Raw genomic sequence first — 15,689 nt, 5'->3', positions numbered from 1 at the left:
ACTTTTAATAGATAACAATCAATCAAATTGTTATCTGTCAGCTTTCCAAATTGTTAAAGAGCTAATCACTTCTAATGAAGTAACCATTTTTAAGAATTCTCAAAGAGAAAACGCTTAAAGATGGTATCCCGTAGGGGAGTCGAACCCCTGTTACCGCCGTGAAAGGGCGGTGTCCTAGGCCTCTAGACGAACGGGACACGGTGTCTTTAATTCATAAACCAATCAATCTGTGTGAACACTCATCGCAATAATCTATTCGTATAAGGAGGTGATCCAGCCCCAGGTTCCCCTAGGGCTACCTTGTTACGACTTCACCCCAGTCATGAACCACAAAGTGGTGAGCGTCCTCCCGAAGGTTAAACTACCCACTTCTTTTGCAGCCCACTCCCATGGTGTGACGGGCGGTGTGTACAAGGCCCGGGAACGTATTCACCGTAGCATTCTGATCTACGATTACTAGCGATTCCGACTTCATGGAGTCGAGTTGCAGACTCCAATCCGGACTACGACGCACTTTTTGGGATTCGCTCACTTTCGCAAGTTGGCTGCCCTCTGTATGCGCCATTGTAGCACGTGTGTAGCCCTACTCGTAAGGGCCATGATGACTTGACGTCGTCCCCACCTTCCTCCGGTTTATCACCGGCAGTCTCCCTGGAGTTCCCGACATTACTCGCTGGCAAACAAGGATAAGGGTTGCGCTCGTTGCGGGACTTAACCCAACATTTCACAACACGAGCTGACGACAGCCATGCAGCACCTGTCTCAGAGCTCCCGAAGGCACACCTGCGTCTCCGCTGGCTTCTCTGGATGTCAAGAGTAGGTAAGGTTCTTCGCGTTGCATCGAATTAAACCACATGCTCCACCGCTTGTGCGGGCCCCCGTCAATTCATTTGAGTTTTAATCTTGCGACCGTACTCCCCAGGCGGTCTACTTAACGCGTTAGCTCCGAAAGCCACGGCTCAAGGCCACAACCTCCAAGTAGACATCGTTTACGGCGTGGACTACCAGGGTATCTAATCCTGTTTGCTCCCCACGCTTTCGCATCTGAGTGTCAGTATCTGTCCAGGGGGCCGCCTTCGCCACCGGTATTCCTTCAGATCTCTACGCATTTCACCGCTACACCTGAAATTCTACCCCCCTCTACAGTACTCTAGTCCGCCAGTTTCAAATGCAGTTCCGAGGTTGAGCCCCGGGCTTTCACATCTGACTTAACGAACCACCTGCATGCGCTTTACGCCCAGTAATTCCGATTAACGCTCGCACCCTCCGTATTACCGCGGCTGCTGGCACGGAGTTAGCCGGTGCTTCTTCTGCAGCTAACGTCAAACGAATACGCTATTAACGTACCCGCCTTCCTCACTGCTGAAAGTGCTTTACAACCCGAAGGCCTTCTTCACACACGCGGCATGGCTGCATCAGGCTTGCGCCCATTGTGCAATATTCCCCACTGCTGCCTCCCGTAGGAGTCTGGACCGTGTCTCAGTTCCAGTGTGGCTGATCATCCTCTCAGACCAGCTAGGGATCGTCGCCTTGGTGAGCCATTACCTCACCAACTAGCTAATCCCACCTGGGCATATCCTGACGCGAGAGGCCCGAAGGTCCCCCTCTTTGGCCCGAAGGCATTATGCGGTATTAGCCATCGTTTCCAATGGTTATCCCCCACATCAGGGCAATTTCCCAGGCATTACTCACCCGTCCGCCGCTCGACGCCGTTAACGTCACCCGAAGGGTCAGTTAACTCGTTTCCGCTCGACTTGCATGTGTTAGGCCTGCCGCCAGCGTTCAATCTGAGCCATGATCAAACTCTTCAATTTAAGATTTTGTCGGCTCAATGAATACTGACTTTAAACTACCTTAGTAATCTAAAGCTATTATCGTTCCAACAGAACGATAATGAATTGACTGTGCCAAGTCTTTCGACTTGATTGGTCACTCAGTTCATTGAAAACCTAATTTGAAACCGAAGTTTCTAATTTGATTATCATCAACGAGTGCCCACACAGATTGATAGGTCTATATTTTTAAAGAACATTTTCTAACTCTCAAGCCGCTTCGCGTCTCGTCGTTAGGGGTGCGTATCTTACGCTTCCCGTTTTGAGAGTCAAGCGTTTTTTTCAAACTTTCTTTTCTCTCTCAACCGACTCCGCTTTGTGACTTTCGTCTCACTCCGTGTCGGTGAGGCGGCATTATAGAGATCACTCAAACTATGACAAGTGTTTTTTTGAATTTATTTTTCGTTCGCACAAAAAGCCATCGATACGGTGTTTTTTCGATAAAAATTCAACATTTGAAATACATCACACCAATTAATTGGAAAAATCACACTCAACTACGTAATATTCTTATATCTATTTGTTAACGATAGATGCCATTATTCGTAAATAAAAAAGTAGTACTTTAATATGGACTCCAATAAATCTCTTTTTCTTGTAGTAGCAATTGCTATATTAGGCGGTATTGTATTTTCTCAATTCGCTGACGTACCACCAGCTGTTGCTTTTGTCATCGGTGTAGTAGCCACCTTTTTTGTTGTTAAGTTTTCTACTGCTTCACCAACACCATCTGCAGAAACTACAAAGTCGACCAAAACTCTCTACGTCGGCAATCTTCCTTATAAAGCAAATGAATCTCACGTAAAGGAGCTCTTTGCTGAGCATGGTGAGGTATTTGCCGTTAGGTTAATGAAGGATAAACGCACAGGTAAACGACGTGGGTTTGGTTTTGTCGTGATGGCGAGCTCCGATGCAAAAGCGGCAATCAAAGCTCTAAATGAAAAGGATTATATGCAACGTACTTTGAAAGTGCGTATTGCTAATGATCCGAAGCACCCTGAATCGGCAACAACTGAACAGGAGTAAAACAGAGTTGTCGTAATGTTTTATTTAGTGCTTCTTTTTCAAAAGGAGGAGCACTACTAAACGCCTCCATGGTTCCTTGTCCCAAAGATGCCTCTTTTATCTCCAATAGACTTTCAACTCTTCTTGCAATTGCGGCTCCTGAATCAACTAATTCAACACAGTCTCCCAATACCAATGCTATTTCTTCCTTAATAAGAGGAAAGTGGGTACAGCCTAATACTGCTACATCAATTTTTCCTTTAATCGGAGAAAGTATGAGTTCCAACTCTTGAAGGTCGACCTGCTCATTCCTCAGCTTTTGCTCTGCCATTTCAACTAATCGACTATCACCTATCAGCTTTACTTCTTTATCAGTAGCAAAGTTACGAATTAAGTCATGAGTATATTGGCGAGTAATCGTTGCTGGTGTAGCAATCAAGCCAACTGCTGTTTTAGAGAGTAGTGAAGCTGGCTTAATGGCAGGGACGACGCCAACCACAGGAATGTCTATTCGTTTTCTTAAATGAGGGAGCACAATAGTACTGGCCGTATTGCAAGCAATAACAACAATATCGACCGCTTTGCGCTGCATCATTTGTTGTATCAGTGTACAGGTGCGGTTTACTAGTGTTTCCGGTGCCAATTCACCGTAGGGATACGCCTCATTATCGAATAGATAGATATAGTTTTCTTGAGGTAAGCGTTGGACTATTTCTTTAAATACAGAAAGTCCCCCCACACCAGAGTCAAATATTAGTATATTTTTTCGATTCATTGATTAACGTATCACGCTCACTACTAACCTGTTCGCCAACATAATACTCATAACCCTATTGTCGGTAAACTTATCCGCGAAGTTCTGACTCAACGCTGTATCTTAGATGACTGAATCTCGGCGCTGATTCAATTTCAACCTGTTGAATGGAAATAGGGTGACTAAAATACCTCGAGTTACAGACTAAGGTATGGAATTCCCCATCTTCTCCACAAGGGTCAACATTATTAGGTAATTCTTGAATAAGCTCGTCGGTATAAACTTTTCCACAAAATGTTTCCGAAAGCACATTTCTATCGACGGTAACCAACACTGTCTCAATCCCTCTGGCAATGATCTCCTGTGCAAGCTTTGCGCTACTTTCACCAACCAAAGGAAAAACCGCCTCTAGCCCCGCTGGTTCGACATAGCTTTTTCTATATTCAACAATTCCATTACAGAACATGTCACCAAATGCTATCCCATCTACTGCCAAGCCAGAAGATTTTACCCCCTCAATAACGAGCGCTTGGTAAACATCGTTAGGTGGGAAAACTTCTGGCAGCTCTATCGTTACTAATGGCATCCCTAACCTATCTGCTTGCAATTGAACGACTTCTAATGGGGTTACTTGAAATGGAACCTCACCTTTAACATGAGTGGTGTAAAGACCAACGACATTATAATTTGGAGATTCCATTAGTCGTTCGAATGTAAGGGTTGAATCTTTGCCAGATGACCAACTGATGATGATGTTTTTCATTTAGGACTACCTATTAAAAAGCGCCTCTTAATTGGAGGCGCTGTTTGCTATTAGAACTGATACATGGCATTCACGTAGTAATTACGTTCTGGTGTTTTATAGCCACTCACCGTTTCATACTCTTCATCGAATAAGTTGCCAACTTTCGCACCTAGACTTAGGCCGTTATCAAAGTAGTAGGTGCCGGCAATATCAACTAACGAATAAGGGTCTAATACTTGAGTATTGGCTGCATCATTATAGCGTTTCCCTTGATATAGGTAGCTTAGCTCGAATCTCCAAGAGGCAATATTATATGAGGCATTCCACTTCCCGCTATTGCGAGCTCGTCTTACTAAGTCCTTACCTGTGCTTTCATCTTTAGCATCTAGATAGTCGTACGACACCTCATGCTCAATCGCTCCGGTATCAAAACGAGTTACTAGTTCAATACCTTCAATCTTAGCTTTGTTTATATTGACGTTCGTTGAACCATTACTGGCAATCATCTTATCCACATTACTGCGATAAGCGCCTAATCTAAATCCTAATAAAGCAAACTCACCCTCTAAAGCAATTTCAGAGGTAGCTGACTCTTCAGGGACCAGATTTGGATTACCTTCATAACAGCCCCATGGACCACACTCTTTAGGCCAATACAGTTCATTAAAAGTAGGTGCCTTAAATGCTGTTCCATGCATGGCTACAACCTTTAATTGCTCTGTGACATTCACACCACCACCTAACTGGTAAGTGGTGTAGTTTCCATAGGCACTATTGTCATCATGTCGAACATTAGCTTCTAGTGATAAGCGTTCTTGATTGTAGAGTGCACCTAAGAAGACGGCTCCATTGTCTCGAGTGTCTTTAGTCATAGCTTTAGTTGTGTTATCAACTTTATCTTTGTACCAATCAATGCCGCCCAAGAAACTCAATTCATCATTGATTTTTACGTTGTTATTCCAATTTACTGCAACGCGATTGGTCGAAATAGTCCCTTCTGGCTCTCCTTGACCATAAGATTTCGCTTTATCTTGATTCGTCGTCAGTGTCAGCGAAGAATCAAAGTTATTACGCATATAGTCACCAGCAACACTAAAACTGTACAAGTCACTATCTGACTTATCTACACCAGTCCAAGGGTTATCAAATTCAGTATTATGTTTTTGGTAATAACCATTGGCCTTTAGTTGCCAGTTTTGATCCAATCGTTTACCCATATCGAGGACTAGATATTGACTGGTATAGCCATCGTCATCCGCATCTATTGGATTAGTGCTGGTCGGTTGGACATTGTAGCCATTACTAGACTGATGAGTGGCTGTCAGATTGAGCCATCCATTCTCCGCATCACCTAACGATAATGTTCCACCAAGGTTGTAACTTCCAAAGCTTCCCGCTCCAGCTTTAACTCTACTTGGAGAGCCATTTTTATTAGTGGTGATAATATTAACCACACCGCTTACGGCATCAGAACCATATACCGCAGCACGGGCACCACGGATAATTTCGATACGTTGCACACCATCAAGAGGAATGGCTGACAGATTCGCAGCACCTGTTGTTGCACTCCCAATTCGAACACCGTTGATTAATACCAAAGTGTTCTTACTAGAGCGACCTCGAATATACAGTTCGGCATTTTGACCAATGCCACCTTGGTTTGCGATCTGTACGCCAGGTAAACGTCGTAATATCTCAGAAACTGATTTAGCTTGAATAGCGTCAATTTGCTCACGATCAACAACTTCAATTGGAGCAAGAACATCTTTCAGTTGCTGTTCAACACGGTTCGCTGTCACGACCATGGTTTCATTTGCGAGTTTGCTTTGTTCACTTGGGTTTGTTGCTTCTGCCAGTGAAAAAGAAGCATAAGAAGAGAGCGATGCAGCCACTGCTATCGCCAAAAATGATTTGTTCATTTGTTATGTTGTCCTAAATCGCGTAAGTCCTACCAAGCTAGCGTTGTTGGTTAACGAAGCTTGGCTGCTGGCAGGTATTCGGACTCAAGAGCGTAAGGATCACAGTGAACCTAAACCTACTGCCTCGACTTCCCGTAACTCGTACAGTGTCATTTGAGGGGTCGTTCTCTTTTACCGCTGCGCGTCAGTTCTGGATTTACACCAGATTCCCTTTTCAGTGAGATTCCTTTGTCATTCTCACACCAGCTAGGCGGAATGGTATTAACAACATGGTAATTTGTCTATAACAGATTGAACTAAGCTATAGATATCCAGCCATATTGAGAGACAATTCTGGGAAAAACTGGACAACGACGGGAGATTGAATAAAATCTGCCCTCCTTTTAAAAACTCATTACCGACGATAGGCAACCACAATGGCAAATCTCGACTTCACACCAGAAGGCTACCAAATTCAGCTCGAAGAAAAATCTCAACGATTGATCGATATGATGGCGCCTTATTCTGCTCCTGAACTCGAAGTATTTACTTCTCCAGAGAAGCACTATCGCATGCGTGCAGAATTCCGCGTTTGGCACGAAGGAGAGGACATGTATTACATCATGTTCAATCAAGAAACTCGTGAAAAGTATCGCGTTGACCAATTTCCAGCAGCAAGCCGCCTCATCAACGATTTGATGCCATTGCTTATGGATGCAATGAAAGGTAATGACGTTCTGCGTAAGAAACTATTCCAAGTAGACTTTCTCTCTACACTCAGTGGTGAAATTCTGGTTTCGTTGCTGTATCACCGTCAATTAGATGATGCTTGGAAAGCAGAAGCAAAAGCCCTCAAGCAACGCCTTAATGATGAGGGGTTCAAACTCAACCTCATTGGCCGTGCTCGTAAGATGAAAATCGTCTTAGACCAAGACTATGTGCTAGAAACCTTGCATGTAAATGGTCAGCCATACCACTACCAACAAGTAGAGAATAGCTTCACTCAGCCAAATGGTCCCGTGGCTCAGAAAATGCTGGAATGGGCGGTGGACTGTACCCAAGAAAGCAAAGGTGACTTGCTGGAGCTTTACTGCGGTAATGGCAACTTTTCACTTGCATTGGCGCAAAACTTTGAACGCGTTCTCGCGACAGAGTTAGCCAAGCCTTCAGTTGACTCGGCACAATTCAATATCGCTGAAAACAAGATTGATAATGTACAAATTATTCGAATGTCTGCTGAAGAATTCACTGAAGCGATGGAAGGAAAGCGTGAATTTCGCCGTCTACAGCAACAGAATGTCGATTTGAAAAGCTATAACTGCAACACGATTTTTGTCGACCCACCGCGCGCTGGTATGGATATTGATACATGTAAAATGGTGCAAGGTTACCAACGTATTCTGTATATTTCGTGCAACCCAGAAACACTGAAAGACAATTTAGATGTACTAAGTGAAACTCACACTATTACTCGATTTGCGCTGTTCGACCAGTTCCCGTTTACTCATCACATCGAAGCCGGTGTGTTGTTAGAACGTAAAGCGTAATCCGCCACAGCATAAACAAAAAAACGAGCCCAAGCGGCTCGTTTTTTATTCGCGGACATTAATAATACCTATTAGGCTTCTTTCATAATGTAGCCAAGTTTCTTACCAATCCAGAACAGTAGAACCAATACAACGATGATCGCGAAGAAGTTGGAGCCGGCATCTGGGTACTGGGCTTTAGTGAAAGCCGAATGACCAAATGCGCCAACAAAAAACGCAGCCAAACCTACCATCGGGAAGTCTTCTGGAATTGGGTTCTTTAGGTACTCTTGATATAGCGCTTGAACAGATAGAACAAGAGCTATCAGAGGGAAAATAGAGAATGCGACTTCGCTAACAGTTAGCCAAGACAACATTGCATTACCACACATACCAGCGATAAGTGCTAGCACTAGGGTTTTCTTACCGCTATTACGGCTTTCGGAGGATACTTCATTGGACATTAGTTCAACCCTTCTTTTTGACGGTTTCTTTCACGTTCTTTGCGATACCAGTGTGCGCCTTTGGCAACTATCCTAAGTTGGACAATTAACCTTTCTGCCAGTTCATATCTTTCTTTCTTATTAAGATCGAGTGCTTCAGCACCAGAACTGAATACCAAGATAACCGAAGCTTCAGCCTGAGCGATTGCTTCATCACGGTCCATGCCCGTGCTCACAAGGTATTCGGTTAATTCTGCTGAAAAATGCTGGATCTCACGAGCGACTGCGGCTCGAAAGTCAAATGATGTACCCGAACGCTCTCGCAACAATAATCGAAAAACGTTAGGACTACTTTCAATGAACTCCATAAAGGTTTCAACCGAAGTACGAATCACACTACCTTCTTTGACAATACGTTGGCGCGCTTGTCGCATCAATTGTCTCAGCAACAAGCCTCCTTCATCTACCATGGTGAGTCCCAACTCATCCATGTCTTTGAAGTGACGATAAAAGGACGTTGGTGCAATACCAGCCTCTCGTGCCACTTCGCGTAAACTCAAATTTGAAAAGCTGCGATCAGCACTTAACTGGCTAAAAGCAGCATCGATCAATGAACGACGCGTTTTCTCTTTTTGTTGTGCACGGATACCCATTGATTTCATGTTTTACCTAGGTTTACTTGTTGACTACCATTCATACGGTAATTGAGGGAGTGCTGGTAATATAGCGCGAATAGCCTGTTTGTATAAGCCTATGCAAAAGGATTTTTAATAAAACACTTTGTAAGTCTCACTTCACTTTGCAACTCAACATATTCTATAAAATTGGCAGCTTACAAAGGCTAAACCACATAAGGTATGGCAACTTAAGACAAATCTCGTGATCTTTCACACCCTATCACGGCAACTTGGTTTACCAAGGTTAATAATCCGTTAGAATCTCGCTAACAAGAATTTAAGCAATGTTAACGCCGCAATGCCTGCTGTTGTGCCTAAATAGGCAAGCCTAACTGGAGGTCTTTTGCGTGATGCAGTTAGGTACAACGAGGATATACACTATGAGTCGCTCCAAACATTTTGATGCCATCGTGATAGGAAGTGGACCCGGTGGTGAAGGTGCTGCTATGGGACTGACTAAAGCAGGACTGAACGTTGCCATCATAGAAAAAGAAAGCAGCGTTGGTGGTGGATGTACTCACTGGGGCACTATCCCATCAAAGGCACTCAGACATGCGGTCAGCCGTATTATCGAGTTCAACAGCAACCCACTGTTCTGTGGCAATAACACCAGCCTCCACTCTACCTTCTCTAATATTCTTGGTCATGCCAAAACCGTGATAGATAAGCAAACTCGACTGCGCCAAGGGTTCTATGACCGAAATGAGTGTACGTTACTGTTTGGCACGGCTCGCTTCGTCGATTCAAATACTCTGGAAGTCACGAAAACTGACGGCACCGTCGATACCTACACGGCCGATAAATTTGTTATCGCGACAGGCTCTAGACCTTATCGCCCAGACGATGTTGACTTTACCCATCCTCGTATCTACGACAGCGACTCTATATTGTCACTAGAACATGACCCAAGGCACATCATTATTTACGGTGCGGGGGTTATTGGTTGTGAATACGCCTCGATCTTCCGTGGCTTAGATGTCAAAACAGACCTTATCAATACTCGCGAGCGTCTGCTGGCATTTTTAGATAATGAAATGTCTGACTCACTGTCGTACCACTTCTGGAACAGCGGCATGATGATTCGTAATGATGAAACCTACGCCAAAATAGAAGGGACCGAAGACGGCGTCATCATTCATCTGAACTCAGGGAAGAAAATGCGCGCTGACTGCTTACTGTATGCAAATGGCCGAACGGGTAATACTGACGCGTTAAACTTATCTGCAGTGGGCCTAAGTGCTGATTCTCGTGGACAACTGAAAGTCGATAGTAACTATCAAACCGATGTTGACCACGTGTATGCCGTGGGTGATGTAATTGGTTACCCTAGTTTGGCTAGTGCAGCTTATGACCAAGGCCGTTTCGTCGCCCAAGCCATCACGCAAGGTGAAGCAGACGGTAAACTGATTGAAGACATTCCAACAGGTATCTATACCATTCCAGAAATCAGTTCTGTCGGTAAAACAGAGCAAGAACTTACCGAAGCAAAAGTCCCTTACGAAGTAGGGCGTTCATCGTTTAAACATCTTGCTCGAGCTCAGATTGCTGGCAAAGACGTGGGAAGCTTGAAGATTTTGTTCCATCGCGAAACCAAAGAAATCTTAGGTATCCACTGTTTCGGTGAGCGTGCTGCGGAAATCATCCACATCGGCCAAGCGATAATGGAGCAAAAAGGCGAAGCAAATACCATCGAGTACTTTGTTAACACGACCTTTAACTATCCAACCATGGCTGAAGCCTACCGCGTAGCGGCGCTTAATGGTTTGAATCGCTTATTCTAGTGTTTAACGAAAGTAAAAAAAGGCGGCTTGATAGCCGCCTTTTTTATGCTTCGAGGAAGGTTTTGCTGCGCCATTGATGCAAAAAGATCATGGCTAACCCAAAGCCTCTCATTCCCATAAAACTCAGCATGGCTAACCAAAGTGCATGATTACCCATTCCACTTGTTATGTGGAAAATGGCAAAGAAGCTACAGGTCGCAACAAACATGCTGTTTCTCATATCTCGACCTTTAGTGGCTCCAATAAAGATGCCATCAAACAAGAAACACCACATCGACACCAAAGGCATAGCAATCAACCAAGGTAAGAACACCATCGCTTGTTGTTGGACATCGGGAATACTGGTAATTAAACCAATCAAATTACTGCCCCACGCCATAAAGACCACCGTCAGACCACTACAAATAATCAAACTCCAGAAGAAGGTAGCAAGCAGCGACTCGGTTAGCGCCGTTCGACTCTTTGCACCGATCGCCTTACCGACCATGGCTTCCATCGCATAAGCAAAACCATCCATGCCATAAGAGATGATCATTAAAAAGCTCATCAACACAGCGTTAGCAGCCACAATGTCATCACCAAAAGCCGCACCTTGGAAGGTCATAAAGCTAAACGTCGCTTGTAGGCAAAGAGAGCGTAAGAAAATATCTCGGTTCAGTTTTACAAAACGACCAATATCACTTGCGACACCGGACAGCAATGAGCGTATAGCAGGCAACTGACGATGACTCCAAGTACGCCATACGCACCAAAGTCCGAAAGCACAACCCGAGTAATCGGCGATCACAGATGCTAACGCCGCCCCTTCGACTTTCCAGCCCAAGCCGATGACAAATAGAACATCAAGCACAATATTGACTACATTGGTGATGATTACCATCCACATCGGTGCTTTGGCATTTTGTGTACCCAGTAACCAACCCAGTAGTACAAAGTTGAGTAGTGACGCAGGCGCACTCCAAGCACGGATCGAAAAATACTGGTGACCATAGTATTTCACATCCTCACTAGCACTACTCAATGAGAAGACAAGGTCGGCGATGACGCTGTGCAGCAATAAAAATGCCAACGCAAAGCCCAACGCCATCAGTGTTCCCTGCAAAAATACTAAGGCGAGCTGCCGATTATCCTGAGCACCAAAAGATTGAGCTGTCAGCCCAGTTGTCGACATTCTAAGAAAGCCGAGTAACCAAAAGGTCACACTGATCATCGTGCTACCGAGTGCCACGCCTCCGAGATACCAAGAATGCTCTAAATGACCAATAACTGCGGCATCCACTAACCCCAGAAGCGGCACGGTAATATTCGAAAGCACCATGGGAATGGCTAATAGCAAGACACGGCGATGAAGTTCAATATTAGACAGAGTAGAGAAATATTGTCGAAACACGCAGACCCCAAAAACAACACCACCATAGAAACTATGGTGGTGGTTAAAAAATAGTTGGGGCTATAGTAGCGTTAATTGACCCTAGGTTCCTACTCCTACCATTCAATATTGATCACGTTCGGTGTTAATCGATGCTTATAAAGTGGCAGCTTGGCGATAATACGTTGCCACTTAGACCAGCGCTGACAATGTTGGTCGATGGGTGAAAGGAGTGACACTTTATGAATCCACGGCAACCAATTCAGCAATTTCTGAGTTGGGCGGCGCAGACCATGTTGATAACGCTCGCCTCCCATCCTTTTACCCAACCGCGAGGTCGTCAAATCACCGGCCAACACCACACACGCCTGAGCATGTTGAAAATAGCAACCGATCGATTGGATAAAGTGTGCAATGCGGTTTTCTCTTCTTTCAAGTAGTGCTTGCTCACAAACCACTAGTACAGGTCTGTCATTTGGAACCGATAAAGATTGTAGCCAGCTCATATCATCAATAGATCCGCACCTTAATTGATAACGTTCACTTTTATGGAACAATCGTTGTCGCCAAACAAGGTGTTCATTGGTATCTACTTCAACCCAATGACAACGACCATTATCAAGGCGATAAAATCGGGTATCGAGCCGAGCTCCAACGTTGATAACCCAGCCATCAGGGTTGGTTTCGAGAAAGCGCTTTACTTGAAGATCACAAATTTGTGTCAGAGTGGCATGGAGAAGCTGACTTTGATCTACATTACCGGTGAGACAATCGGGAGCGAGATGACAACGACGGCAAGCATGAGCTGCAATAGGGTCATAAATAATGCCATCATCTAATAGGCTTTCGCGACTTCGAAACCAAAGAGGTCGAAGCAACTTAGTTGGCACATCAAAATGCTCTGACTCACGACTCGTTTGATTTTTCATTTCCCACCCTCCGAAAGAGTGCAAATGATAATCGATATCAATTAACTTCACAAGACAAATGATAACTAATGTCATTTATCTTGTGAGCAAACGTAAAAAAAGCGACAGGAAGACCTGTCGCTTTCTATCGCCATACGGCGAAACTGTTAGCATCTTTTGATGCTTCACAAATATCCGTTTGTTATTTGTGCTTCCACTGCTAATTCTTGTTTGTCATCATCCTGATGCGTTTTCGCGTTCCCTAGCAAAGCCATTTGCGCGAGTTCTTCCTAAACCCTGTCCGTTTAAGTTCTCATCCTGAGAAAAGTTGACCATCCTTATCCGCCTGTACTCCTAGTACAAGCCAATCCGTTGTGTTTCTTCTAACCTTCCTAGTTAGACATCCTTGAAAACCATCTTGGTCTGAAATCCCTGTGCCTACTTTCTGTCGACAAGGAACAATTTACCCGAGCGAGGATTGAAAACAACCTGCAGAGCGCTTTTTTCATGTTGCCTTTACAGAAGAATGAACAAAAATCATTAATTTCAAACACTTAAATTTAGTTACTGGCAGTTTAGTGACAGCAAGTATGGCAAATATCTCACAACCTCATCAGCCAAGTAGAACAATGAGAGCAACACGCTTAACGAGCAACTCGTGAGATAAGTCACCAAAAACAACAATGCCCCTTCATTCGAAGGGGCATTGTTCGCTCGGTTTGGCGTAAAGAAACTATTGTTGGGCTGCTAAGTTGTTGCAACGTTGAATTGGATTAGTGTAGACCGCCTACATACTTAGATAGGGTGTCGATATCATCATCATTCAGCTTCTTAGCGATATCACGCATCATAGCGTTCATATCGTTAGCACGGTCACCACTGCGGAATTTCTCTAACTGAGCTTTAACATATTCAGCGTGTTGACCAGAAATTTTAGGAAAACCAGAAAGTTCTGTACCGTTACCACGAGGGCCGTGACAAGCAATACAAGCCGTAATACCACGTTCTGCATCACCAGCCATGTAAAGTACTTTACCTTGGTCAACGACATTCTCAGGGGTACTGTTTGGTGCTAGAGGCATTGAAGAGTAATACGCAGCAAGATCCGCCATATCTTGCTCAGATAGCGGCATTGCCATACCACTCATCACAGGATCGTAACGACCTTGTTTACCACTACTCGTCATACCGAGTTTCAGATCTTTTAGTTGTTTTTCAATATATTTGGCGTGTTGACCAGCAATGCTAGGGTACATGGTTAACTGACTGTTACCATCAGCTCCGTGACACGCAACACAGGTTTGGGATTTTGCTTTACCAGCTTCAATATCGCCTTGGGCCCATACTGAGCAGCTGACTACAAGACTCAAGATTAGCGCTAATTTTTTCATGACATTCCATTATAATTATCAAGCTTCCAGTACCACTACACGCCTCGCGAAACCCAACAGAATGGTGCCAAAAGGACAAAGTGAGGTAACACGGGCAATTAATACCGTTCATGGTACAATGTGTGGCCATATGCCGAGCACGGTTATTTTACACAATTTCACAAAAAAGTAATCAATCGACTACACAAAGTCGAGATGGAGTTAACAGTGAGCGTAAAAATTCATTATCAAAACACGCATTTCATAACAAGTGCACCTGATATTCGTCACTTGCCAGAAGATGAAGGAATCGAAATCGCGTTTGCAGGACGCTCCAATGCAGGTAAATCGAGTTCACTAAACCGTCTAACGAACCAAAGAGCTCTGGCTAAAACCAGTAAAACTCCAGGCCGTACTCAACTTATTAACTTATTTAAGGTTGATGAAGGTTGTCATATCGTTGACTTACCAGGATACGGCTTTGCTCAAGTACCCCTAGAAATGAAAAAGAAATGGCAAAAGTCACTGGGTGAGTACTTACAGAAGCGCAAATGTTTAAAAGGTCTTGTGGTCCTAATGGACATCAGACACCCAATGAAAGATCTCGACCAACAGCTAATTCAATGGGCAGTAGAATCTCATATTCCAGTACAAGTGCTACTGACTAAAGCAGACAAACTAAAGAGCGGTGCTCGTAAAGCGCAAGTGCTTAAAATTCGTGAAGCTGCGCTGGCCTTTGGTGGCGATGTTCAAGTAGATGCGTTCTCTTCTTTGAAAGGAATTGGTGTCGACCAACTGCGCAGCAAACTTGATACTTGGTTTGCTCCAGCATTTGAAATGTTAGAAGACGATATCAACGACGATATCGAAGAGTAAGCCTCCAGAAACAAAACGCCCCGCCATCCTGGCAGGGCAATGGGAGAGAGAAGATTTAGTTATTGTTTGCAAAAAGAATCTATCAAGTCCGTTGATAATTCAATTGCCTACCACGCAAAATGTGAGCTAGTCTTCTCTACCACCCCAAATACCTCTCGTAACAAAACCCATCCTAATCTTTATTTTTCATATAGTTATACCTGAATTATGAACCTCTAAAGATGGCTTAGTTCTATGTGTAAATTATCAATACTGTGAAGGTCGTTAAATTACAAATTGGATGGTAAATGGGCGTCAAAACAGAAGAAAAATGACAAGGCGTTTAAGAGATGATGCGGTAGAGAAATTTTCTTTGCCACAAGAAAAAACGCCCCAGTCAAATACTGACTGGGGCGGCTGAATCAGCCTAATCCAATAACGTGAAACAAAAGGTCTGAAAGATAGAACATCTTACCTCTGTACCCTACGCGTCCTAATGTACAACAACTGATCAGAAAATGAAACC

At 44.1% G+C, this 15,689-nt stretch carries 13 protein-coding genes, 1 tRNA gene, 1 rRNA gene and 1 riboswitch; of the genes, 4 read left to right on the top strand and 11 right to left on the bottom strand.

From position 1 onward, the window contains the following. Nucleotides 1-121: 121 nt before the first annotated feature. Both JKJ11_RS00700 and JKJ11_RS00695 read right to left on the bottom strand, forming a co-directional pair. Nucleotides 122-197, bottom strand: a tRNA-Glu gene (locus JKJ11_RS00700). A gap of 64 nt (nt 198-261) precedes the next feature. After that, nucleotides 262-1,814 (bottom strand): 16S ribosomal RNA (locus JKJ11_RS00695). A gap of 588 nt (nt 1,815-2,402) precedes the next feature. Between JKJ11_RS00695 and JKJ11_RS00690 the strand changes: the two genes are divergently transcribed. Further along, nucleotides 2,403-2,858 (top strand): RNA recognition motif domain-containing protein, encoded by a 456-nt coding sequence (locus JKJ11_RS00690; RefSeq protein WP_006075693.1) that lies wholly within the window; start codon nt 2,403-2,405, stop codon nt 2,856-2,858. Here JKJ11_RS00690 and murI read toward each other — a convergent pair. The 3 genes from murI to JKJ11_RS00675 form a co-directional block, all read right to left on the bottom strand. Then, entirely contained in the window at nt 2,812-3,612 is an 801-nt protein-coding gene (murI, locus tag JKJ11_RS00685) for a glutamate racemase (RefSeq protein ID WP_124940506.1), read from the bottom strand. The two genes, JKJ11_RS00690 and murI, sit on opposite strands and share 47 nt — an antisense overlap. Nucleotides 3,613-3,682: 70 nt before the next feature. Further along, nucleotides 3,683-4,354: a Dph6-related ATP pyrophosphatase gene (locus JKJ11_RS00680; protein WP_124940505.1), complete on the bottom strand. Its 672-nt coding sequence runs from the start codon at nt 4,352-4,354 to the stop codon at nt 3,683-3,685. A 50-nt stretch (nt 4,355-4,404) separates the two neighbouring features. Beyond that, a complete protein-coding gene (locus tag JKJ11_RS00675; RefSeq protein WP_124940504.1) occupies nt 4,405-6,255 on the bottom strand; it encodes a TonB-dependent receptor domain-containing protein in 1,851 nt (616 codons plus the stop codon). Nucleotides 6,256-6,307: 52 nt separating this feature from the next. After that, nucleotides 6,308-6,517, bottom strand: a riboswitch (cobalamin riboswitch). A 154-nt stretch (nt 6,518-6,671) separates the two neighbouring features. Between JKJ11_RS00675 and trmA the strand changes: the two genes are divergently transcribed. Continuing rightward, nucleotides 6,672-7,781, top strand: a complete 1,110-nt coding sequence (trmA, locus tag JKJ11_RS00670) for a tRNA (uridine(54)-C5)-methyltransferase TrmA (RefSeq protein WP_006075524.1) — start codon at nt 6,672-6,674, stop codon at nt 7,779-7,781. Between the two features lie 71 nt (nt 7,782-7,852). On the opposite strand, the gene JKJ11_RS00665 is transcribed toward trmA, so the two are convergent. Continuing rightward, nucleotides 7,853-8,224, bottom strand: a complete 372-nt coding sequence (locus JKJ11_RS00665; RefSeq protein WP_006075523.1) for a YijD family membrane protein — start codon at nt 8,222-8,224, stop codon at nt 7,853-7,855. Beyond that, entirely contained in the window at nt 8,224-8,865 is a 642-nt protein-coding gene (gene fabR / locus JKJ11_RS00660) for an HTH-type transcriptional repressor FabR (protein ID WP_006075522.1), read from the bottom strand. The genes JKJ11_RS00665 and fabR overlap by 1 nt, the downstream gene beginning before the upstream one ends. 395 nt (nt 8,866-9,260) lie before the next feature. On the opposite strand from fabR, the gene sthA reads away from it, so the two are divergent. After that, nucleotides 9,261-10,661 (top strand): Si-specific NAD(P)(+) transhydrogenase, encoded by a 1,401-nt coding sequence (sthA, locus tag JKJ11_RS00655; RefSeq protein ID WP_038228742.1) that lies wholly within the window; start codon nt 9,261-9,263, stop codon nt 10,659-10,661. A gap of 43 nt (nt 10,662-10,704) precedes the next feature. On the opposite strand, the gene dinF is transcribed toward sthA, so the two are convergent. From dinF to JKJ11_RS00640, 3 genes are all read right to left on the bottom strand, one after another. Continuing rightward, a complete protein-coding gene (gene dinF, locus JKJ11_RS00650; RefSeq protein WP_124940503.1) occupies nt 10,705-12,051 on the bottom strand; it encodes an MATE family efflux transporter DinF in 1,347 nt (448 codons plus the stop codon). A 95-nt stretch (nt 12,052-12,146) separates the two neighbouring features. Next, nucleotides 12,147-12,959 carry a class I SAM-dependent methyltransferase gene (locus JKJ11_RS00645; RefSeq protein ID WP_038165398.1) on the bottom strand — a complete coding sequence of 271 codons (813 nt, stop codon included), beginning with the start codon at nt 12,957-12,959 and terminating at the stop codon, nt 12,147-12,149. A gap of 752 nt (nt 12,960-13,711) precedes the next feature. After that, nucleotides 13,712-14,329 carry a c-type cytochrome gene (locus JKJ11_RS00640; protein ID WP_031493056.1) on the bottom strand — a complete coding sequence of 206 codons (618 nt, stop codon included), beginning with the start codon at nt 14,327-14,329 and terminating at the stop codon, nt 13,712-13,714. A 195-nt stretch (nt 14,330-14,524) separates the two neighbouring features. Here JKJ11_RS00640 and yihA point away from each other — a divergent pair, with 195 nt between their 5' ends. Next, nucleotides 14,525-15,184 (top strand): ribosome biogenesis GTP-binding protein YihA/YsxC, encoded by a 660-nt coding sequence (gene yihA, locus JKJ11_RS00635; RefSeq protein ID WP_031493055.1) that lies wholly within the window; start codon nt 14,525-14,527, stop codon nt 15,182-15,184. Nucleotides 15,185-15,585: 401 nt separating this feature from the next. Here the strand turns inward: yihA and spfP are convergent, their stop codons facing one another. Further along, nucleotides 15,586-15,633 (bottom strand): small protein SpfP, encoded by a 48-nt coding sequence (gene spfP, locus JKJ11_RS26140; protein ID WP_438356636.1) that lies wholly within the window; start codon nt 15,631-15,633, stop codon nt 15,586-15,588. Nucleotides 15,634-15,689 lie beyond the last annotated feature (56 nt).

Source organism: Vibrio sp. SCSIO 43133 (assembly GCF_023716845.1).
Lineage (GTDB): Bacteria > Pseudomonadota > Gammaproteobacteria > Enterobacterales > Vibrionaceae > Vibrio > Vibrio mediterranei.
Note: the sequence above shows the minus strand (reverse complement) of the source record. Positions and strands in the feature narration are given on the sequence as shown.

Bases quoted from the DNA above. Each gene is read 5' to 3' on its own strand.
- JKJ11_RS00690 (WP_006075693.1), top strand. From the start codon at position 2,403: ATGGACTCCAATAAATCTCTTTTTCTTGTAGTAGCAATTGCTATATTA.
- trmA (WP_006075524.1), top strand. From the start codon at position 6,672: ATGGCAAATCTCGACTTCACACCAGAAGGCTACCAAATTCAGCTCGAA.
- fabR (WP_006075522.1), bottom strand. From the start codon at position 8,865: ATGAAATCAATGGGTATCCGTGCACAACAAAAAGAGAAAACGCGTCGT.
- JKJ11_RS00680 (WP_124940505.1), bottom strand. From the start codon at position 4,354: ATGAAAAACATCATCATCAGTTGGTCATCTGGCAAAGATTCAACCCTT.
- JKJ11_RS00640 (WP_031493056.1), bottom strand. From the start codon at position 14,329: ATGAAAAAATTAGCGCTAATCTTGAGTCTTGTAGTCAGCTGCTCAGTA.
- yihA (WP_031493055.1), top strand. From the start codon at position 14,525: ATGGAGTTAACAGTGAGCGTAAAAATTCATTATCAAAACACGCATTTC.
- sthA (WP_038228742.1), top strand. From the start codon at position 9,261: ATGAGTCGCTCCAAACATTTTGATGCCATCGTGATAGGAAGTGGACCC.
- murI (WP_124940506.1), bottom strand. From the start codon at position 3,612: ATGAATCGAAAAAATATACTAATATTTGACTCTGGTGTGGGGGGACTT.
- JKJ11_RS00665 (WP_006075523.1), bottom strand. From the start codon at position 8,224: ATGTCCAATGAAGTATCCTCCGAAAGCCGTAATAGCGGTAAGAAAACC.
- JKJ11_RS00675 (WP_124940504.1), bottom strand. From the start codon at position 6,255: ATGAACAAATCATTTTTGGCGATAGCAGTGGCTGCATCGCTCTCTTCT.
- JKJ11_RS00645 (WP_038165398.1), bottom strand. From the start codon at position 12,959: ATGAAAAATCAAACGAGTCGTGAGTCAGAGCATTTTGATGTGCCAACT.